This is a genomic window from Pseudomonas sp. CAM1A, from assembly GCF_047501685.1.
Lineage (GTDB): Bacteria > Pseudomonadota > Gammaproteobacteria > Pseudomonadales > Pseudomonadaceae > Aquipseudomonas.
The window spans coordinates 48,546-69,463 of sequence record NZ_JBFNXP010000005.1; the positions used below are offsets into that span (position 1 = coordinate 48,546).

15 protein-coding genes are annotated in these 20,918 nt (G+C 64.0%); 8 read left to right on the forward strand and 7 right to left on the reverse strand.

The features are described 5' to 3' along the window. Positions 1 to 375 precede the first annotated feature (375 nt). Positions 376 to 630: a DUF2790 domain-containing protein gene (locus tag ABZO33_RS14475; RefSeq protein WP_414536586.1), complete on the forward strand. Its 255-nt coding sequence runs from the start codon at positions 376 to 378 to the stop codon at positions 628 to 630. 100 nt (positions 631 to 730) lie between these two features. On the opposite strand, the gene ABZO33_RS14480 is transcribed toward ABZO33_RS14475, so the two are convergent. Further along, a complete protein-coding gene (locus tag ABZO33_RS14480; RefSeq protein WP_414536587.1) occupies positions 731 to 2,290 on the reverse strand; it encodes a sigma-54-dependent transcriptional regulator in 1,560 nt (519 codons plus the stop codon). 256 nt (positions 2,291 to 2,546) lie between these two features. Between ABZO33_RS14480 and phhA the strand changes: the two genes are divergently transcribed. The 6 genes from phhA to ABZO33_RS14510 all read left to right on the forward strand — a co-directional run bounded on the left by phhA (position 2,547) and on the right by ABZO33_RS14510 (position 11,019). Continuing rightward, on the forward strand, positions 2,547 to 3,335 hold the full coding sequence (gene phhA / locus ABZO33_RS14485) for a phenylalanine 4-monooxygenase (RefSeq protein WP_414536588.1): 789 nt from the start codon (positions 2,547 to 2,549) through the stop codon (positions 3,333 to 3,335). Positions 3,336 to 3,373: 38 nt separating this feature from the next. Continuing rightward, positions 3,374 to 3,730, forward strand: coding sequence for a 4a-hydroxytetrahydrobiopterin dehydratase (locus ABZO33_RS14490; RefSeq protein WP_023628481.1), 357 nt, complete (start codon positions 3,374 to 3,376; stop codon positions 3,728 to 3,730). Next, on the forward strand, positions 3,727 to 4,923 hold the full coding sequence (locus ABZO33_RS14495; RefSeq protein WP_414536589.1) for an amino acid aminotransferase: 1,197 nt from the start codon (positions 3,727 to 3,729) through the stop codon (positions 4,921 to 4,923). Before ABZO33_RS14490 ends, ABZO33_RS14495 begins: the two co-directional genes overlap by 4 nt. Positions 4,924 to 5,129: 206 nt before the next feature. After that, complete coding sequence (locus ABZO33_RS14500; protein ID WP_256582346.1) at positions 5,130 to 5,258, forward strand: hypothetical protein; 129 nt, start codon at positions 5,130 to 5,132, stop codon at positions 5,256 to 5,258. A 163-nt stretch (positions 5,259 to 5,421) separates the two neighbouring features. Further along, entirely contained in the window at positions 5,422 to 9,702 is a 4,281-nt protein-coding gene (locus ABZO33_RS14505) for a deaminase domain-containing protein (protein ID WP_414536590.1), read from the forward strand. A gap of 126 nt (positions 9,703 to 9,828) precedes the next feature. Then, positions 9,829 to 11,019: an MFS transporter gene (locus ABZO33_RS14510; RefSeq protein WP_414536591.1), complete on the forward strand. Its 1,191-nt coding sequence runs from the start codon at positions 9,829 to 9,831 to the stop codon at positions 11,017 to 11,019. Between the two features lie 79 nt (positions 11,020 to 11,098). Here ABZO33_RS14510 and ABZO33_RS14515 read toward each other — a convergent pair whose 3' ends face one another. Next, entirely contained in the window at positions 11,099 to 14,116 is a 3,018-nt protein-coding gene (locus ABZO33_RS14515; RefSeq protein ID WP_414536592.1) for an FAD-binding and (Fe-S)-binding domain-containing protein, read from the reverse strand. Between the two features lie 238 nt (positions 14,117 to 14,354). On the opposite strand from ABZO33_RS14515, the gene ABZO33_RS14520 reads away from it, so the two are divergent. Continuing rightward, positions 14,355 to 15,236: a LysR substrate-binding domain-containing protein gene (locus ABZO33_RS14520; protein ID WP_414536593.1), complete on the forward strand. Its 882-nt coding sequence runs from the start codon at positions 14,355 to 14,357 to the stop codon at positions 15,234 to 15,236. A gap of 70 nt (positions 15,237 to 15,306) precedes the next feature. On the opposite strand, the gene ABZO33_RS14525 is transcribed toward ABZO33_RS14520, so the two are convergent. From ABZO33_RS14525 to ABZO33_RS14545, 5 genes are all read right to left on the reverse strand, one after another. Beyond that, positions 15,307 to 16,725 (reverse strand): amino acid permease, encoded by a 1,419-nt coding sequence (locus ABZO33_RS14525; RefSeq protein WP_023632492.1) that lies wholly within the window; start codon positions 16,723 to 16,725, stop codon positions 15,307 to 15,309. 722 nt (positions 16,726 to 17,447) lie between these two features. Beyond that, positions 17,448 to 18,512 carry a 23S rRNA pseudouridine(2605) synthase RluB gene (gene rluB / locus ABZO33_RS14530; protein WP_414536594.1) on the reverse strand — a complete coding sequence of 355 codons (1,065 nt, stop codon included), beginning with the start codon at positions 18,510 to 18,512 and terminating at the stop codon, positions 17,448 to 17,450. Between the two features lie 175 nt (positions 18,513 to 18,687). Next, positions 18,688 to 19,449 carry an SMC-Scp complex subunit ScpB gene (gene scpB, locus ABZO33_RS14535; RefSeq protein ID WP_414536595.1) on the reverse strand — a complete coding sequence of 254 codons (762 nt, stop codon included), beginning with the start codon at positions 19,447 to 19,449 and terminating at the stop codon, positions 18,688 to 18,690. A gap of 14 nt (positions 19,450 to 19,463) precedes the next feature. Then, on the reverse strand, positions 19,464 to 20,162 hold the full coding sequence (locus ABZO33_RS14540) for a segregation and condensation protein A (protein ID WP_172670920.1): 699 nt from the start codon (positions 20,160 to 20,162) through the stop codon (positions 19,464 to 19,466). Positions 20,163 to 20,287: 125 nt separating this feature from the next. Next, on the reverse strand, positions 20,288 to 20,917 hold the full coding sequence (locus ABZO33_RS14545; RefSeq protein ID WP_038707583.1) for an L-threonylcarbamoyladenylate synthase: 630 nt from the start codon (positions 20,915 to 20,917) through the stop codon (positions 20,288 to 20,290). Position 20,918: the final 1 nt, after the last annotated feature.

Genomic DNA, 20,918 nt, shown 5'->3' on the forward strand with positions numbered 1-20,918 from the left:
ATGGAAGCGTTTGTAACTGTACCAGAGCGACAAAGACCATTCGACGTTGGTAGTAACGCGACAAACCGTCAATCCACCAATGTACAGCGACCGCTCTAGCGCATGGCATCCAGCCATCGCAGGCGGAAAAAGGCAGCGCTTTGCCAGGGATTGTTACAGATTCTGTCAAAAGACTTTATCAAAACCCGCTCTGTTTCAGCCCCGGCCACCCTCCTAGAATTCACCTCGCCAGCAACGGCAACGCGATTAACTTGGTAACAGCCCCCACGAAGGCAACGTTAATCCGCACCTCATCCTGATAGTTGAAACTTAGTTGTACTCGCGGCGCCACAAGCGCCGCGCGCCCCCTCACGACCTTAGACAGGTAAATTGAAAATGAAAGCTTTACTGGTTTTGGCACTTGGCGGTTTTTGCGGCGCGGCACTGGCCGGCGAAGCAAAAGATGTCGAGCAGATTCCGGTTGAACAGTACAGTTATTCGCAGCACCTGGATATCGCTCGCGTCATCTCCATGAGCGAAGTGCCGAACGTCTGCGAAGTGGTGCCTGCGCGCATGACCTATGAGGACTCCCAGGGCCAGAAGCACATTCTCGAATACCGCGTGATGGGCAACGGTTGCTCCAACGGCTGAAGCCATGACTGCATCGCGGGGCAAGCCCGCTCCCACCACCTTTAAATTCGTGGGAGCGGGCTTGCCCCGCGATCAATTTCAGCCTCGATAAACTTCCAGATTATTCCACCGACTTGTTCAATGAATAATCCCGCAACTTGTTGGCAATGGTCGTATGGGAAACACCCAGTCTTTTCCCCAGCGCCCGGCTACTTGGAAATTCACTCATCAAACTTTCCAATACTGCCCGTTCAAACCGCCCGACAATCTGCGAAAGATCGCCATCCAGGGAAAATTCGCCCAAGGGTTGACGCGCGCCATAATCCGGCAAGCGGATATGTTCACTCTTCACCACCCCGCCTTCGCACAGCGACACTGCCTGGAACAATACGTTTTCCAATTGGCGCACGTTGCCCGGCCAGTGATACTGCCCAAGCTTGTCCATCGCTGCCGGCGCCAGGCGCGGCAACGGGCAGCCGATCTGCCGGCTGGCCTGATCGAGGAAATGCTGCACCAGCCCTTCCAGGCCATCCATGCATTCGCGCAGCGGCGGGATGTGCAGCGACAGCACATTGAGGCGGTGATAGAGGTCCTGGCGGAACTCGCCGCGGGCGCACAGTTCGGACAGGTCGACCTGGGTCGCGCAGATCACCCGCACATCCAGATACACCTCTTCGTCGCTGCCGACCCGGCGGAAACAGCCATCCTGCAGGAAGCGCAGCAACTTGACCTGCAAGCGCGGGCTCATCTCCCCCACCCCGTCGAGGAACAACGTACCGCCGGCCGTCAATTCCAGCAGCCCCAGCTTACCCTCGGCCCGCGCCCCCTCGAACGCCCCCGGCCCATAGCCGAACAGTTCGGTCTCGGCCATCGACTCGGGCAGGCCGGCGCAGTTGAGCGCCATCAGCGGTGCCTGGCCGCGCGGGCTGGCCAGGTGACAGGCGCGCGCCAGCAGTTCCTTGCCGGTGCCGGTTTCTCCCTCGATCAGGAGCGGCGCATCCAGCGGCGCCATGCGCCGCGCCTCACGCACCACCGCGGCCATTACCCGCGAGCTCTGGAAGATGCTGTCGAAGCCACGCAACTCCTGCTTGCGCACATTGTAGATACGCTCGCCGATGCGATCGGCACGATGCAAGGTGATCACCGCGCCCGCCAGGGCCTCGCTGTCGTCATGTTCCGATTGCAACGGCGCGATATCAGCAAGGAACACATCACCCTTGACCTTGATTCGCAGGCCATTGATCCGCGACTTGTTGGCGCGGATCAGCTCCGGCAGGTCGAAGTCCTCGACATAGCGCGACAGCGGAATGCCCGGCACTTCATCGACCCTCACGCCGAGTAGCTGCGCCGCGCCACGGTTGGCGGCAACGATGCTGCCGCCCATGTCGATCGACAGTACCGGGAAGTCCAGCGCCCCCAGCAGCGCATTGAGCTCCATGTGCCGACGCTCGCTGGGCATCAGGCCGACGCGCTTGACCCCGAACACCCCGGCGATCGACTCGAACTTGGGCCGCAGGGCCTGGAACTGCAGGTTGATCAGGTTCGGGCAGTGCAGGTAGATGGCGTTGCCATGGTCACCCCCCACTTCGCCGCGCAACACGTTGATCCCGTACTCCACCAGCAGGTTGAGGATGTCCCGCAGGATGCCGATGCGGTTCTGGCAATGCACTTTGATGCGCATGAAAGGCTCTCTGAGCGGCCGAGTTTTTGCTCGCACCACGGAAAAGTCGTAAAGATAAGCTGACAAAAATAGCCATCTGCCCAGCTCGATGTCCGTGATTTTCCGGGATGACGCTGATTTTGTAAAATTATCGTTACGCACAGAAGATAAACGGACGCGCAGGATTGGCCTCTACCCCGGTGCAAAACCTCGTTTGTAGGGATATTCCTAAGGTATGTCCTGTACATAACAAGAACGCCCTCACCAGGAGAGCCACATGAAACAGACGCAATACGTGGCACGCGAGCCCGATGCGCATGGCTTTATCGATTACCCGCAGCAAGAGCATGCGGTGTGGAACACCCTGATCACGCGTCAGCTGAAAGTGATCGAAGGCCGGGCATGCCAGGAGTACCTCGATGGCATCGACCAGCTCAAGCTGCCCCATGACCGCATCCCGCAGTTGGGCGAAGTCAACAAGGTGCTCGGTGCCACCACCGGCTGGCAGGTCGCCCGCGTGCCGGCGCTGATCCCCTTCCAGACCTTCTTCGAGTTGCTGGCCAGCAAGCGCTTCCCGGTCGCCACCTTCATCCGCACCCCGGAAGAGCTGGACTACCTGCAAGAACCCGACATCTTCCATGAGATCTTCGGCCACTGCCCGCTGCTGACCAACCCCTTCTTCGCCGAGTTCACCCACACCTACGGCAAACTGGGCCTGGCGGCGACCAAGGAACAGCGCGTTTACCTGGCGCGCCTGTACTGGATGACCATCGAGTTCGGCCTGATGGAGACCGCGCAAGGTCGCAAGATCTACGGCGGCGGCATCCTCTCCTCGCCGAAGGAAACCGTCTACAGCCTGTCCGATGAGCCTGAGCACCAGGCCTTCGATCCGATCGAAGCCATGCGCACGCCCTACCGCATCGATATCCTGCAGCCCCTGTACTTCGTCCTGCCGAACATGAAGCGTCTGTTCGACCTGGCCCACGAAGACATCATGGCCATGGTCCACCAGGCCATGCAGCTGGGCCTGCACGCACCGAAGTTTCCACCCAAGGTCGCCGCCTGAGCGCCCCTGTCGATAACAACTCAAACCGGAAAACACCCATGAATGCCTTGAATCAAGCCCACTGCGAAGCCTGCCGCGCCGATGCGCCGAAAGTCACCGACGAGGAACTGGCGGAACTGATCCGACTGATCCCGGACTGGAACATCGAGACCCGCGATGGCCACATGGAGCTCGAGCGCGTGTTCCTGTTCAAGAACTTCAAGCACGCCCTGGCCTTCACCAACGCCATCGGCGAGATCGCCGAAGCCGAAGGCCACCACCCGGGCCTGCTGACCGAGTGGGGCAAGGTCACCGTGACCTGGTGGAGCCACTCGATCAAAGGCCTGCACCGCAACGACTTCATCATGTGCGCGCGCACCGATGAGGTCGCCAAGACCGCCGAAGGGCGCAAGTGATGCACTTCGCCGCCATCGCTCGGGTCCCTGGCGACCCGATCCTGGGGTTGATGGAGGCCTACGCCCGCGATAGCAACCCGGCCAAGTTCGACCTGGGTGTCGGCGTGTTCAAGGACGCCCAGGGCCTGACGCCGATTCCGGCTGCGGTCAAGCAGGCCGAGCAGCGCCTGGTCGAACGCCAGGTCACCAAGAGCTATGTCGGCGGCCATGGCGACGCAGTATTCGGCCGCCTGGTCAGCGAGCTGGTGCTGGGCAGCGACTCGCCGCTGCTGGCCAGCCAGCGCGCCGGCGCCACCCAGACCCCGGGCGGCACCGGCGCCCTGCGCCTGGCTGCAGAATTCATCGCCCAGTGCCTGCCGGGACGCGGCATCTGGCTGAGCGACCCGACCTGGCCGATCCACGAGACGATCTTCGCTGGCGCCGGACTCAAGGTGTCCCACTACCCCTACGTGGGCAAGGACAACCGCCTGAACGTAGACGGCATGCTCGCCGCACTGGAACGGGCACCGGAAGGCGACGTGCTGCTGCTGCATGCCTGCTGCCACAACCCGACCGGCTTCGACCTGGGCCAGGACGACTGGCGCGCGGTGCTCGACATCGTCAAGCGGCGCAACCTGCTGCCACTGATCGACTTCGCCTACCAGGGCTTCGGCGACGGCCTGGAAGAAGACGCCTGGGCAGTGCGCCTGTTCGCCGCCGAACTGCCGGAGCTGCTGATCACCAGCTCCTGCTCGAAAAACTTCGGCCTGTACCGTGAGCGCACCGGCGCCCTGCTGGTGTGCAGCCACGACGCCGAGAAACTGCAGGATGTGCGCAGCCAGCTGGCGTTCATTGCGCGCAACCTGTGGTCGACGCCGCCAGACCATGGCGCGGCGGTGGTCGCCGAGATTCTCGGTGATCCGGCACTCAAGGCATTGTGGGTCGAAGAAGTGAACGCCATGCGCCAACGCATCGCCGAGCTTCGCGAAGGCCTGGTGCAGGCGCTCGCGCCACACGGTCTGGCCGAGCGCTTCGCGCACATCGCCGCGCAACGCGGGATGTTCTCCTACACCGGGCTGAACCCCGAGCAGGTGCGCCTGCTGCGTGAGCGGCACAGCGTGTACATGGTCGGTACCGGCCGGGCGAACATCGCCGGGGCGGATGCACAACGCCTGGAGCAACTGGCGACGGCCATCGCCGACGTCTGCCGCTGAAGAGCCTGGCCAAAGTGGCGTGGAGGCAAGCCTGCCTCCACGCCTTCTCCTGACACGCCCCGTCCGATATTCGCCCGCCAAAACCGACCAACGCCCGGCAAAAATCCCAAACTGTCATCCAGACTGCTGTATCCTGCCCCAGCTTTTCGAAGCCACACATGCGCCCTGGCGCAGCCTTTTCACTCACACTTGCGAGGAACGACGAGATGCATGAGATCCCGAATCTTCCCTTCCCAAGCCTGAACCCCGAAGAGCAATCCGTTGCCGCCCACGCCGAGCCGACGCCCGCCGTCGACCAGGACGGTGACGATCAATCCAGCGCCGACCAGGAATAATCGCGCCCCCCACCCGACTGTGTGAAAACGGCTGACCTGCGGGTTATCCCCGTCATCGCGTTTTCACACCGTCCAGAAGTTTCCCTCACCACGCGGTACCCCACTACCACCCAGACCTGCCTGGGCTCGACAGACTGCAGCCTTCCGAAAATGGAGGCCCCACATGTCTCGTCGCGCCAATCTCAATACTGCCGAAAAAGCGAAAATCCTTGCACTTACCCCGGATGATGTCGTTGTCACCAGCGAGCTTTCCGGCCCGCAGGACATAGCCACCTCACTTAACGACCATTTCGATCAGGCCTTCGGCATAGACGCGCTTTACCCAAAAACGCTCACGGACCAGCAGCTAGAAAGCTTCCTGGATAAAGCCCTGGGCAGCGTGCGTGCCAGACAGTACCTCAATCGCTTTCTAGGCCGAGAAATCTCCCTGCCGGCGAACCACAACGACTGCGCACTGCTCTATGGCACCTTGGCAGGGCAACTGATCAAGGCAGCCGACACCGGCAGATCCCCTGAGCTGCTGCCCGATTCACACCTCGACGCACCATACGCGGTAGCCAGTTTCGCCCAGGCGCTCTGGCACCATTATCCACGCCTCAAGCGCCCAGATGCCTACATCGCGGCAACATTGTTGCTACGCCGCAAACTGGACGCGACGCCCGTGCGCCCACGGCAGCCAGCACTGGAGCTCGACGACCACCTTGACCTTCCCGTCCTGGCCAATCACTTGTTCGAAGCAACACCTGGTCAACACCTTTTCGAAAAACTGCTCAATGAACTCCAGGCCCCGTTCTATTACCAAGGACTGCACTATCGTTTCCCCACTGCCCGAGAGCGCAAGGCAGGCAAGCCGACCAACCAGCATGGGCGCATCACAATGGATGGCTCAGCCCTTAACGCACCGGCTGGCCAGGTGCTCGACGCCTTGCTTGGCGCCATCCCCTTCGACTACCTGGGACAACGCCTGGCAGCGGCGATGCAATGGGACAGCGGCCCGGCAAACGCCCCCCAGTACCGCGCCCTGGCCGAACAGGCCTTGATCGACGCGCTCTATCCTGCGGCCAAGCACCGTCCAGGCCATATCCTCGATTTCGAGTTGTTCAACGCGCACAACAAGTATCAGCATATGAGCGACCTGCGCCTGGACCTGATCAACAGCCTGCACTGTCATCTCGGCGGCGTGCCAGCCATGGCGGAGCTTGCCGCCGAACTGCTGATGCGCCGCTTCGCCCCGGAGCTGCTGATCGACGATGATCCCGAAGACTATTTCTACGACCACGACCTGCGCTGGGCCAACCTGCGCCAAGGCGCCTACCTGCTGCTAGCCCAACGCAAGCCGGTGACATTCACCACGGCGGAACAGGCCACCGACCTGCCCGATAAGCAGGGCGACCCGACATTCGAGGGCGCCATGGCCAACACCCTTGCCGAATGGGCGCAGTTGCAGGGTGTTCTCAAGGAGCCCCCTCCCTGGTCGAAGGCCCAATGGCAACTGGCCTATGACCACTACCTCACAGCCTGGGACCGGGAGAGCCTGCGGGATCTTCCGGATCGCTTTGACCTGGCCCGGTGGGAACTGCGCAAGGCCGGCATCGCCCCGCAAGGCTGCAATGTGGACCAACAACTGCATCTCAACGCCTACCTGGATCATGGCGCAGGCTACCAACACAGCACGCTGCCCGATGCCACGGCCCGCTACGACCGGGAGTTCCAGGCATGGTGCCAACGCGCGCAAACCACCTATGAAGAGGTGATGCACCGCCTGTTGCGCCACCTTCCGCAATCGGACCAGGAGCAACTGCGTGACTGCGCCTGGAGCTGCCATGCCGTCACCTGGCCGCTGTACATCGGCCCGGTGAAAGGTGCCATACCCAGCCACGCAGACACACCCTCAGCTGATTGGCAGCCAGAGACCGGCACCCAGGGCATGCTCGTCCACCTTCCCGGCGATACAGCAGACACCGTATACGAACTGCATCCGGAACAACTGGTGTGGCGTCGCCACGCCATCGACGTGGCCCAACGTGAGCGTTGGACCGCCACCCTTGGGCTCGAGTACCGCAGCTACAACGAAATCGATATCCCCTGGAAGGTCAGCGACCAGCCAGGCATCGTCAAGCTGGCGAATGCACCAGCATCTGACCGCCTGCAGGCTCTGGCTCGCTGTTATGCCAAAACAGTCGCCCTGGGCAACCGCGACGCACTCTACACCAGCGGCAAAGGCACGACACCGCACGAGCACTTCCTAGCAGAAAGACGCAAGGACAGCACCGGGCGCTACCTCTTCAAGCTGTTTTCCAACCTGGTACCCGGGCTGGGTTGCTTCGGCGTGCGCAGCGGCACAGAAGCGTTGAGCTGTGGCCTGGACGCACTGGGCACCCTGGGCAGTGCATTTGCTCTGGGGGGGCGCATCATCAAACCCATTGCGCAGCTCTACGGCGCCGCCGGCAAGAATGCCAGCGCCCTGCGCCTTGGCATGCTGCGCGCCGCCAGGCACTGGAAAGGTCAGGCTTTGCCCACCAGGCTGCATCGCCATGGCCCAGGCCCCATCGGCTGGACGGGCACCGCCAGCGCAAGCGCTCGGGCCAAGCTCACCACCGCGATTCCCCAGAACAAGCTGCTGCCCGGCCACAAACCGGATGTCATCAGCCTGTTGCTGGGCGAGGGCGGCGATATCACCAGGGCCTGGGACAAGGCGTCCAACCCTGTCGTCTACCCGTTGTTCATCGTCCGCGACCCAGACCATGTCGACGCGATAGTCAACGGTATCGCCTACCGCCATCGCATCGGCCAACCCGCCGGCACGGCCCAGCGCGTGCGCCAGACACCGCTGCTATGGGCGCAGGACCCCGTGCGCCTGCCACCGCCCTATCCGGATGCCCCGACGCAGGGGGTCGCGCTCCAGCTGGAGCCGCTCGCCAGCCAGGCCGGCACGCCCGCCTACGGCCAACAGGTCAGCCGCGCCTTCGAGACAGTGCGCATCGAACCGCAGCCGATCACCTACCGGCCCCATGGCGCGAACAGCGACAGCGTGGCGCACGTCATGGTGCGCGAAAACCGCCTGGTGCAGTACACCCAGGAAAGCGTTCCCGGCAGGGGGCGCCAGCCGGCCAGCAGTCGCATGATCCTCAAGCCGCTGAGCGATGACGAGGCCGACGCCATGGGCCTGCTCAACCCACCCCACTACTACGATGACGGCGTGCTGGGATACCCGTTGAGCGAGCACTGGTTCGGCCTGCCAGCCGACATGACGGCCGACCAGGTCGCGCTGTTCACCGGCCATTGCCCACCGGTCCGGCTGGGGCGGCTGAGCCGAGGCCTTGCCGACCGTCGCACCCTGCGCGGAGCGCGGGTCGAGTACCTGGACCGTGACTGGTTGCTGGTCGAGGCCGATACCGGAGTGTTCTACGGCGCCCCGTTCGACTTCGAAGCCTGGCATCGCAGCCAGACCGCCGCCTTGCGCCAGGGCACGCTGGGCCCCAACCAATACCCCACCCCCGCGCAAGATACCCGCCTGACCTTCACCCGGGTCACCGACCTGAATGCCATCGCCCAATACCTCGATGTCAGCGAAACCTATCGCATGGTCGCCGCCAGGCCGAACCTGCAACAGGACATCGACAACCTCGCCGGCCTGCTGCGCGACTGGGTCCGCCACCAGCGACGCAGCAATCCCCCCAGCACGCCGACTGCCCTGCAAAACGCACTCGACCAGTTGGAGGAGGCGCAATACCCGCACTTCGCCCGCAACATCCTGACTTCGCCTCGGGCGCAGGATGGCCTGGCCGGTTTTTCGCTGAACGATGTGGTGGGGCTGAACAAAACGATCATCCCCGAATTTCATAACCTGGCCAGGTTCGACGCCGTGGAGCAATTGCATGTCAACGGCGTGCTCAACCTGCTGCTACCTGCCTCGGGGACACGCACCGCATACACCCCACTGAGCGTTGCGCAGATGCTGACCGACAACGGCATGACGCAATTGCGCCAGCACCTGTCGGGCGCCAACTTCGCCTTTGCCACCGTCACCTTCAGGGACGGCAGCCGCCGCGTGTACTTCGCATTGTCAGGCGGGCGGGCCAGACAGGGGATCAGGGTCCAGCCACCCGCGTCCGGCCAACAGCCGCCCATCGATTACATCGACGCCCGCGCCCGTATGCAGGGCCTGGACCCGGACCCTCGCTTCACCCACCTCCCCGTCCTGCGCCGCGCCAACTGGCTGACCGTCAAGAACCACCGGCGCCATCTGGACTCCGAACGCCTGATCGCCTCGACGATGAACCAGGACTTGCTCACCCAGGGCGACGATATCGCCAGCATCAGGGTCTTCACCCTGATGGATACCTGCCGATCATGCGGCGGCTACGTACTGCCCCGCTTGCGCCTGGACTATCCGAACGCCGATTTCAGCGTCAGCTGGCTGCTGCCGTACAACAACAATTGACGACGCCACAGACCCCGACGGTGGCCGAGCCGGCCACCGCCGCCTGCCACTGCAACCTTCACCCACAGCCGCGCCCTGCAAGGCTATGATGAGCGAGCATTCGCTTCAGCATTACCGGAACCCTCCATGCCCGAGCAGCACCGTTCATCCCTCGCGATCACCGCCCAGGTAATCGCCATCGTCCTGTTCACCTTCATCGGCTACCTGAACATCGGCATCCCCCTGGCCGTGCTGCCAGGCTACGTGCACAACGACCTGGGGTTCAGCGCAGTGGTCGCGGGCCTGGTGATCAGCGTCCAGTACCTGGCCACCTTGCTTAGCCGCCCCACCGCCAGCCGCATCATCGACAACCTCGGCAGCAAGAAGGCGGTCATGTACGGTCTGTTCGGCTGTGGCCTGAGCGGCGTGTTCATGCTGGCCTGCAGCTTCCTCACTCACTTGCCCTGGCTGAGCCTCACCTGCCTGCTGATTGGCCGCCTGGTGCTGGGCAGCGCCGAAAGCCTGGTGGGCTCGGGCTCGATCGGCTGGGGGATTGGCCGGGTCGGCTCGGAAAATACCGCCAAGGTGATCTCCTGGAACGGCATCGCCAGCTATGGCGCATTGGCCATCGGCGCACCGCTTGGGGTACTGATGGTCAAGCACCTGGGGCTGTGGAGCATGGGCGCGAGCATCATCCTGCTGGGCGCGATCGGTCTGCTGCTGGCCTGGCCCAAGCGCGCCGCGCCGGTGGTGGCCGGCGTGCGACTGCCGTTCCTGCGGGTGCTGGGCAAGGTCTTCCCGCATGGCTCGGGGCTGGCCCTGGGCTCGATCGGCTTCGGCACCATCGCCACCTTCATCACCTTGTACTACGCCAGCCGCGACTGGCCCGATGCCGCGCTGACCCTGAGCCTGTTCGGTGCCAGCTTCATCTGTGCGCGGCTGCTGTTCGGCAACCTGATCAACCGTATCGGCGGCTTTCGCGTGGCTATCGCCTGCCTGTCGGTGGAAACCCTGGGGTTGTTGATGCTCTGGCTGGCGCCGACGCCCGGGCTGGCCCTGGCGGGCGCGGCGTTGAGCGGCTTCGGATTCTCGCTGGTATTCCCGGCGCTGGGGGTGGAGGCGGTCAACCAGGTATCGGCGGCCAACCGCGGCGCGGCGGTGGGGGCCTACTCGCTGTTCATCGACCTGTCGCTGGGCATCACCGGGCCGCTGGTGGGCGCCGTGGCGGCAGGCTTCGGCTTCGCCTCGATTTTCCTGTTCGCGGCAGCGGCGGCGGGATGCGGGTTGGTGTTGAGTGTGTATCTGTTTCGCCAGGCACGTCGATTGCGCGAGGCCTGAAAGCCTCGCGGGGCAAGCCCGCTCCCACGCACCTTGAGCGCTGCGAGGAAGCGGGCTTGCCCCGCGAGGGTCCGACGGGTCAGCGCTGGGCGTACTGCAGCACCACTTCCAGCGGATGGCGCAACTGCTTCTCGGTCATGCGCTTGACCTGGCTGCGGCACGAATAGCCGGTCGCCAATGCCTCACCCTGCTTGTCCAGCTTGGTTGCCCAGGACTGCTCGAAGATGGTCTTCGAGGTTTCCTGGTTACGCGCCTCGTGCCCATAGGTACCGGACATGCCGCAACAGCCGGTGGCCTCGGTGACAAGTTTCAGCCCCAGGCGGGCGAACACCTGCTCCCACTGCCGGGTGCTGGCCGGCACATTGGTCTTCTCGGTGCAGTGAGCCATCAGGCGGAAGCTGTCTGCCTTGACCGGCGCCCGCTCGGGCAGCACATCCACCAACCATTCCTGCGGCAGCAGCACCGTCGGGCACTGCACGCCCTCGACCTTCTGGTATTCCTGGCGGTAGACCAGGGTCATCGCCGGATCCAGCCCCACCAGCGGCACGCCGCAGTCGGCCAGGGCCTTGAGCTGGGTAGCGTTGCGGATAGCCGCCTTGGCAAAGGTGCCGAGGAAGCCCTGTACATGCAGCGGCTTGCCGTTGGCGCTGTAGGGCGCAAGGAACACCTTGTGCCCCAGGCGATGGGCCAGCTCGATGAACGCGGCCAGCAGCGGCGTCTCGAAGTAGCGGGTGAAGGCGTCCTGCACCAGCACGATGCTGCGTTCGCGCTGGGCCGGGGTCAGCTCGCGCAGGGCCGGCACGCTGGCCATCTGGACGCGGCAGCGCGTAAGCGTGGACTGGAAGTTGAAGCGGCTGATCAGCGGGCTGTCGACCATGCCGACCTTGTCCGCCAGTAAGCGACTTACCCACTTCGAGCCCATTACCGCGTTGTACAGGCCCGGCGCATGGGCCAGGTACGGGATGGTGAACTCCAGCGAACCGATCAGGTAGTCGCGCAGCGGACGCTGGTAGCGACCGTGGTACAGCTCGAGGAAGCGCGAACGGAAGTCCGGCACATTGACCTTGATCGGGCACTGCCCCGCGCAGGACTTGCACGCCAGGCAACCGGCCATGGCGTCGTATACCTCGTGGGAGAAGTCTTCCTGACCCTGCTGTTGCGCACGGCTGTTGCGCAGCCGCGCCGGCAACCCCTTGAGCCAGGAGGCCTTGCGCTGGGCGGCGGCGAGCACGTCGATGTTGGCCTCGCCCTGCAGCCGCAGCCATTCGCGGATCAGCGAAGCGCGGCCCTTGGGCGAGTGCTGGCGTTCGCGGGTGGCCTTCCACGACGGGCACATGGCGTCGTTGGGGTCGTAGTTGTAGCAGGCGCCGTTGCCGTTGCAGTGCACGGCGCTGCCGAAGCTTTGCCAGACACGCTCGTCGATGGCCCGATCCAGGTCGCCGCGCAGGCTCACGCCATCCACCGGGGTCAAGCCTTCGGCGCTGTCCGGCGGCGTGCAGATCTTGCCCGGGTTGAGCTGGTTGTGCGGGTCGAACGCGCCCTTGAGGCGCTGCAGCGCCGGGTACAGCTCGCCGAAGTACTCCGGCACATACTCCGAGCGCAGCCCTTTGCCGTGCTCGCCCCACAGCAGGCCGCCATAGCTTTTGGTCAGCGCCGCCACGGCATCGGAGATCGGCTTGACCAGCGCGACCTGGGCCGGGTCTTTCATGTCCAGCGCCGGGCGCACGTGCAACACGCCAGCATCGACGTGGCCAAACATCCCATAGGCCAGGCCATAGCCATCGAGCAGCGCACGGAAGTCGGCGATGTAATCGGCCAACTGCTCCGGCGGCACAGCAGTGTCTTCAACGAACGGCTGTGGCCGTACTTCCCCCTCGACGTTGCCCAGCAGCCCCACCGAGCGCTTGCGCATCACATAGACGCGGGTCACCGCTTCGGCGCCTTCGGCCAGGGTGTGGCCCAGGCGCTCGACACCCTTGTCCGCCTGCAGGTGCGCGACGAAGGCCTGGACCCGGGCGTTGACCTCGTCCGCTTCGTCACCGCAGAACTCCACCAGGTTGATGCCCAGGGTCGGGCGCTCGGGGTCGGCCGGGAAGTACTCGGCGACGCTGTGCCAGACGATGTCTTTCATCGCCAGCATCAGCACCTTGGAGTCGACGGTCTCGATCGACAGCGGCTTGTGCGCCATCAGCGCATTGGCGTCGCGCAGGGCGTCCATGAAGCTGGTGTAGCGCACGTTGACCAGCACGGCGTACTTGGGGATCGGCAGCACATTGAGCTTGGCCTCGACCACGTAGCCCAGCGAGCCCTCGGCCCCGCACAGCACACTGTTGAGGTTGAAGCGGCCCTGCTCGTCGCGCAGGTGCGCCAGGTCGTAGCCGGTCAGGCAACGGTTGAGTTTGGGGAAGGTACTTTCGATCAGCTCGCCCTGGGTTTCCTGGATCTCGCGAGCCATGCGGTACACCTCGCCGGCCCGGCCGGGGGCAGCGCAGGCCTGCTCCAGCGCCGCATCGTCGATCGGCAGGCTGTGCAGGCGCTCACCGCCGAGCAGCACGCTGTGCAATTCGAGCACATGGTCGCGGGTCTTGCCATAGGTGCAGCTGCCCTGGCCACTGGCGTCGGTGTTGATCATGCCGCCGACGGTGGCGCGGTTGGAGGTGGACAGCTCCGGGGCGAAGAACAGCCCATGGGGCTTGAGGACGGCATTCAGCTGGTCCTTGACCACACCCGCCTGCACCCGCACCCAGCGCTGCTCGACGTTGATTTCGAGGATGCTGTTCATATGCCGCGACAGGTCGACGACAACGCCGTCGGTCAGCGACTGGCCGTTGGTGCCGGTACCGCCGCCACGCGGGGTCAGCTTGATGTCACGAAAACGCGGCTCGGCCATCAGCGTGGCGACCCGCGCCACGTCGTCGGCGTCCAGCGGGAACACCGCCGCCTGGGGCAGGCGCTGGTAGATCGAGTTGTCGGTAGCCAGCACGGTGCGGGTGCCGTAGTCGGCACTGATCTGGCCACGGAAGCCGCTGTTCTTCAGGGCGTCGAGGAATTCGGGGTATTGGGCGGCGGGCGCGCGGGGCGGCAGCTGGGCGATCATCGAAGGATGCCTCTTTGATATTGGGCTGATTCACGGGTTCCAGGCATTACAAACCTCTCGTGGGAGCGGGCTTGCCCCGCGATGGCGCCATCGCGGGGCAAGCCCGCTCCCACGAGAGGTTGTGTTTCCTGCGACTACGGTATGAATGATCTGTACCGCATGACGAATGCGCCCATGTTCCTGTAGTTTCGCGCCAGGGGCAAACGGATATTCCTGCCGCTATCGATGAGTTTTATGAATGAATTACCGCCACCTCACCCCTTCGATGTCGCTCCTGCTGGCCTTCGAGGCCGCCGCGCGGCATGAAAGCTATACCCGCGCCGCCGCCGAACTGTCGTTGACCCAGAGCGCGGTGAGCCGCCAGGTGCAGGCACTGGAGCAGCAGCTGGGGCTTACCCTGTTCCGCCGCGAAGGGCGTCAGGTGCAACTGACCGACGTCGGCCGCCTGTACCAGCGCGAACTCAGCGAGGCCCTGGGGCGTATCCGCAGTGCCACGCTGCAGGCCCTGGCCTATCAGTCCGGTGTCGGCACCCTGCGCCTGGCAACGCTGCCGACCTTCGGCTCGAAATGGCTGCTGCCGCGCCTGCATGCCTTCTACGGCGCCCACCCCGGCATGCTCGTGCACATTCATTCACGTATCGAAGCCATCAACTTCGACACCAGCGAAATCGACGCGGCCATCGGCGTTGCCAGCCATGACCTGCCCGGGCTGATCTGCCATCGCCTGCATGCCGAGGAACTGGTGGTGATCCTGCCGCCCGAAGCCATTGCGGACGGGCATTGGAGCCCGCAAAGGATCAGTGAGCAAGTACTGCTCAACGTCGCCAACAACCCCCATGCCTGGGGCGAGTGGTTTTCCCATCATGCCCTGCCCCACCGGGCGATGCGCCTTGGGCCAAGTTTCGAGCTGACCTCGCACCTGATCCAAGCCGTGCGCGCCGGGATCGGCATTGGCCTGGTGCCGCGCATCCTGGTGGCAGACGAACTGGCCAGTGGCGAACTGTTCAGCCCCGGTGAGCCCTTTGCCAGCCAGCGCAGCTACTACCTGATCTATCCGCCCAGGAATGAAGCATTGCCATCGCTGCGGGCGTTCCGTGGCTGGTTGCTCGAACAAATCTGAAGCCGCCACAGAAAACAAAAAACCCGATGCCAGTCACCCGGCATCGGGTTTTGCCGAAGTGCCTCAGCGCTTACTTGGCGATGCTGCCGGCAGCGCCATTGGCCTGGGAGCCACGTTTGCTCTTCAGTTGGTAGGCCACATACATCACCACCAGCCACACTGGCATTGCGTACACCGACACCTGGATGCCCGGGATCTGCAGCATGATGCCCAGGATCAGCACCACGAACGCCAGCACCAGGTAGTTGCCGTACGGGTACCACAGCGCCTTGAACAGCGGCTTCTGGCCGGTGCGGTCGAGGTGCTGGCGGAACTTCAGGTGCGAGTAGCTGATCATCGCCCAGTTGATCACCAGGGTCGCCACCACCAGCGACATCAGCAGCTCCAGGGCATTCTGCGGCATCAGATAGTTGAGCAGCACCGCAATCAGGGTCACGGCCGCCGAGACCAGGATCGAACGTACCGGCACGCCGCGGCGGTCGACCTTGGCCAGCGCCGCCGGCGCATCACCTTGCTCGGCCATGCCCAGCAGCATGCGGGCGTTGCAGTAGGTGCCGCTGTTGTACACCGACAGCGCCGCAGTCAGGACCACGAAGTTCAGCAGGTGCGCGGCCACGTCGCTGCCCAGCAGCGAGAACACTTGGACGAACGGGCTGCTGCCGTAGCTGCCGCCGGAGGCGTCGATGCTCGCCACCAGGTTGTCCCATGGGGTCAGCGACAGCAGCACCACCAAGGCGCCGACATAGAAAATCAGGATGCGGTAGATGACCTGGTTGATCGCCTTGGGAATCACGGTCTTCGGCTTGTCGGCCTCGGCGGCGGTGAAGCCGAGCATCTCCAGGCCACCAAATGAGAACATGATGAACGCCAGCGCCATCACCAGGCCACTGACACCGTGCGGGAAGAAACCACCATGGGCCCACAGGTTGGTCACCGACGCTTCCGGGCCGCCGCTGCCGCTGGTCAGCAGGTAGGCACCCAGGCCGATCATGCTGACGATGGCCACCACCTTGATGATGGCGAACCAGAACTCGGCCTCGCCGAAGAACTTCACGTTCATCAGGTTGATCGCGTTGATCAGCAGGAAGAACGCCGCCGCGGTGACCCAGGTCGGGATTTCCGGCCACCAGTAGTGGACGTACTTGCCGACAGCCGACAGTTCCGACATACCGACCAGGATGTACAGCACCCAGCAGTTCCAGCCCGACAGGAAGCCGGCGAAACCGCCCCAGTACTTGTGCGCGAAATGGCTGAAGGAGCCGGCCACCGGCTCTTCGACGATCATCTCGCCGAGCTGGCGCATGATCATGAAGGCGATGAAGCCGCAGATCGCATAGCCGAGGATCATCGACGGGCCGGCGGACTTCATCACGCCGGCCGAGCCCAGGAACAACCCGGTGCCGATGGCGCCGCCCAGGGCGATCAATTGGATATGGCGGTTCTTCAAGCCACGCTTGAGTTCGCCGGACTGTGAGTTATGTCCACTCATGAACGAAGTCACCTGCTTGTTTTTATCTGTGACGGAATCGGACCCACCGCACTCGTGGCGCAGCGGAATGGGCAAGGTGGTTACCTTGGATACTTGTGACAGGCAGTCGCTCGTGGCCTTGATGGCCAGGGGCGGATCAACCGGGTGTCAGCAAGCGTGCGCGGTACGCAAGGGAGTCACAGGTAAAACGCGGCGCATTGTATACCCCTGCAAACGCGCAGGCGTCAACGCGTTGCATCGTTTCCTGTGGAAAAAACGCAGCGGTCCCGGGGTGAAGGCCTGAAAAGGCGGAGTGATCGGCGTGCATGGCGCCTCCATTTTGTTGTTTTAAGTGCCTGGCGATCCTGCCTGGCTCTGCACACGGCAATGGCGCTATCTCAGCGTTTGGGCGGGGGTTTGGGAAGGGGGTGGAGGGGGCCGGGGAGGCTCTGGCGCGCAGGCTTTGGAAAGATTTTGTGACGAAGAAAGGAAAAGCACAGGTAAGCCGGGGAAAACGCCCAGAATCGTATAGTTTTCTTTACAAGGTGGTTTGAAAATTTGCCACCGGTCGGGAAATTTTCTGCCCCTTCAGGTACTTGGGGCGCTTTGCGCCCCATCGCGGGACAAGCCCGCTCCCACGAATAGTGTGCGCATCGTGGGAGCGGGCTTGCCCCGCGATGGGCCATTTATCGCAGGCACAAAAAAGCCAGCCCGAAGGCTGGCTTTCTCGCTACCGGGCCGAATCAGCCGCGCGGCTTGCCGCGACCACGGCCTGCCGGCTTGTCGCCTTCAGGACGGGACGGACGCTTGCGCATCTCGCTCGGACGCTCGGCCACCGTGCTGCCGCGGTTGCCCTTGCGCGGCGCTGCGTCTTCACGCGGCGCACGTGCCGGGCGCTCGGCTTGGCCTTCGGCGGCCGGGCGCAGGGTGCGCACGCGCTCGCCACGCCCCAGCGGACGGGTCGACTTGCGCTGCAGGCGCTCGAGCTTGTCCTTGGCCTTGAGCTTCATTTCCGGCAGCGCCACCGGCTGCAGGGCGACTTCCGCGGCGAGAATGTCGATCTCGCCCTGGCTCATTTCGCGCCAGCGGCCCATCGGCAGGTCGGAGTTCAGGAACACCGGGCCGAAACGCACGCGCTTCAGGCGGCTGACCACCACGCCCTGGGATTCCCACAGGCGACGCACCTCACGGTTGCGACCTTCCATCACCACGCAGTGGTACCAGTGGTTGAAGCCTTCGCCACCCGGCGCCTTCTGGATATCGGTGAACTTGGCCGGGCCATCTTCGAGCACCACGCCGGCCTTGAGGCGGTCGAGCATGTCGTCGTCGACTTCGCCGCGCACACGCACTGCGTACTCGCGGTCCATTTCATAGGACGGGTGCATCAGGCGGTTGGCCAGCTCACCGTCGGTGGTGAACAGCAGCAGGCCGGTGGTGTTGATGTCCAGGCGGCCGATGTTGATCCAGCGGCCCTCTTTCGGCCGCGGCAGGCGGTCGAACACGGTCGGGCGGCCTTCCGGGTCGTCACGGGTGCAGATCTCGCCGTCGGGCTTGTTGTACATGATCACGCGGCGGGTCGCCTCGGCGGCCTCGACACGCTTGATCAGCTTGCCGTCGACGGTGATGGCGTCGTGCAGGTCGACGCGCAGGCCCAGGGTGGCCGCTACGCCGTTGACCTTGATGCGGCCCTGGCCGATCCAGGCCTCGACGTCACGACGCGAGCCGACGCCGATGCGCGCCAGTACTTTCTGCAGCTTTTCGCCGGACGGCGGGGTAGGTTGTTGGTCTTGCAGGTCTTTGTCACTCATCTGGGCACCTCCCGGTGTAGTAGTGAAAGCGGGCGCGCATCATACGCGGTTCAGCAAGGGAACGCACTGGAGGGTAGAAGGTTTTTGCCGATCGCCCAGCAGATTCCGCCCAAAGGCACAGGTTGACGGTGCCGGCCTCATCGCGGGGCAAGCCCGCTCCCACAGAGTGGAGCTGTCAGACCTTTGGTTCGTCTTCGGGCTCGATCGAAGCCTCATCGCGCAAATCATCGAAATCGATCTTGAGCCCTTCTTCCATCGCATCCAGCTCCACCAGCAGCGAGCGGAAGCTGGTCTCCTCCTTCGGCTCGATTTCCTCGCCCTCCTCGCCCAGGCTGGCATCGGCCAGGGCCTGCAGGTGCGCCGGCACCGGCGCCTCGTCCGGATCGACCTCGGGTTCCACCTCCAGCTCGCGCAGCTCGGCCAGCGCCGGCAGCTCATCGAGGCTCTTGAGGTTGAAGTGATCGAGGAACGCCTTGGTGGTGGCGAACATCGCCGGTCGTCCGGGCACCTCGCGGTAGCCGACGATGCGGATCCACTCGCGCTCCATGAGCGTCTTGATGATATTGCTGTTGACCGCCACGCCCCGCACGTCCTCGATCTCGCCACGGGTGATGGGCTGGCGGTAGGCGATCAGCGCCATGGTTTCCAGCAGCGCGCGGGAGTAGCGCTGCGGACGCTCCTCCCACAGGCGGCCGACCCAGGGTGCGTAGTCCTCGCGGATCTGCAGGCGGTAGCCGGTGGCCACCTCCTTGAGCTCGAAGGCGCGGCCATTGCAGGACTTGCCCAGTACTTCCAGGGCCTTCTTGAAAACGGCGGGAGCCGGGCGCTCGGCCTCCTCGAACAGCTCGTACAGGCGCTCGAGGGATTGCGGCTTGCCCGAGGCAAGCAGGAAGGCCTCGATCAGCGACGCCAGTTCACGGGGTTCGTTCAGGTTCATCGGTAGTTGTCAGGTCATTCTGCCCGGGCACGGACGTGAATCGGGGCGAAGGGCTCATTCTGCACCAGTTCGATCAAGGATTCCTTCACCAGCTCGAGAATCGCCATGAAGGTCACCACCACGCCGAGCTTGCCCTCCTCGCGGGTGAACAGCTCGACGAAGGGCACGAAGGCACCGCCCTTGAGGCGGTCGAGTACTTCGCTCATGCGTTCGCGGGTCGACAGCACCTCGCGGGTGATCTGGTGGCTCTCGAACAGGTCGTTGCGGCGCATGACTTCGGCCATGGACAGCAGGATCTCTTCCAGCGCCACCTCCGGCAACAACTTGCGCACCTTGGCCTGCGGAGCCTCCAGGCGCGGCACGACGATTTCGCGTCCGACCCTGGGCAACTCGTCGATACCTTCGGCGGCGGCCTTGAACCGCTCGTACTCCTGCAGCCGGCGAATCAGTTCGGCGCGCGGGTCGCCCTCCTCCTCCTCGACCTCGCCGGAACGCGGCAACAGCATGCGCGACTTGATCTCGGCAAGCATGGCGGCCATCACCAGGTACTCGGCCGCAAGCTCCAGGCGCACGCTCTTCATCAGCTCGACATAGCTCATGTACTGGCGAGTGATCTCGGCCACGGGGATGTCGAGAATGTCGACGTTCTGCTTGCGGATCAGGTACAGCAACAGGTCCAGCGGGCCTTCGAAGGCTTCGAGGAAGACTTCCAGGGCATCCGGCGGGATGTACAGGTCGACCGGCATCTCGGTCAGGGCTTCGCCGTAGACCAGGGCCAGTTGCAACTGGAACGGCGTCTGCGCCTCTGTGGCCGGCGCCTCGGGGGCTTGTACCTGGCTCACGCGTTGACCAGGAACGGCGTCGGATCCCCGCAGCCTTCACGGATAAGCTCGGGCTCGTCACCGGACAGGTCGATGACGGTCGAGGCCTTCAGGTCGCCGAAGCCGCCGTCGATGATCAGGTCGACGTGGTGCTCCAGGCGCTGGCGGATCTCGTAGGGGTCGGTCATCGGCTCCTCGTCGCCTGGCAGAATGAGGCTGACGCTCATCAGCGGTTCGCCAAGCTCTTCGAGCAGGGCCAGGACGATGGGGTTGGACGGCACGCGCAGGCCAATGGTGCGGCGCTTGTCGTGCATCAGCAGGCGCGGCACCTCGCGGGTGGCGTTGAGGATGAAGGTGTACGGGCCCGGAATGTGGGCCTTGAGCAGGCGGAACGTCGCCGTGTCGATCTTGGCGAAGGTGCCCATCTCGGACAGGTCGCAGCACAGCAGGGTGAAGTTGTGGTGCTTGTCCAGCTGGCGCAGGCGGCGCACGCGCTCGATCGCAGCCTTGTCACCGATCTGGCAGCCCATGGCATAGGCCGAGTCGGTCGGATAGACCACCACCCCACCCTTGCGGATGATCTCGACAGCCTGTTTTATCAGGCGCGCCTGCGGGTTCTCCGCATGAATCTGGAAAAATTGGCTCACG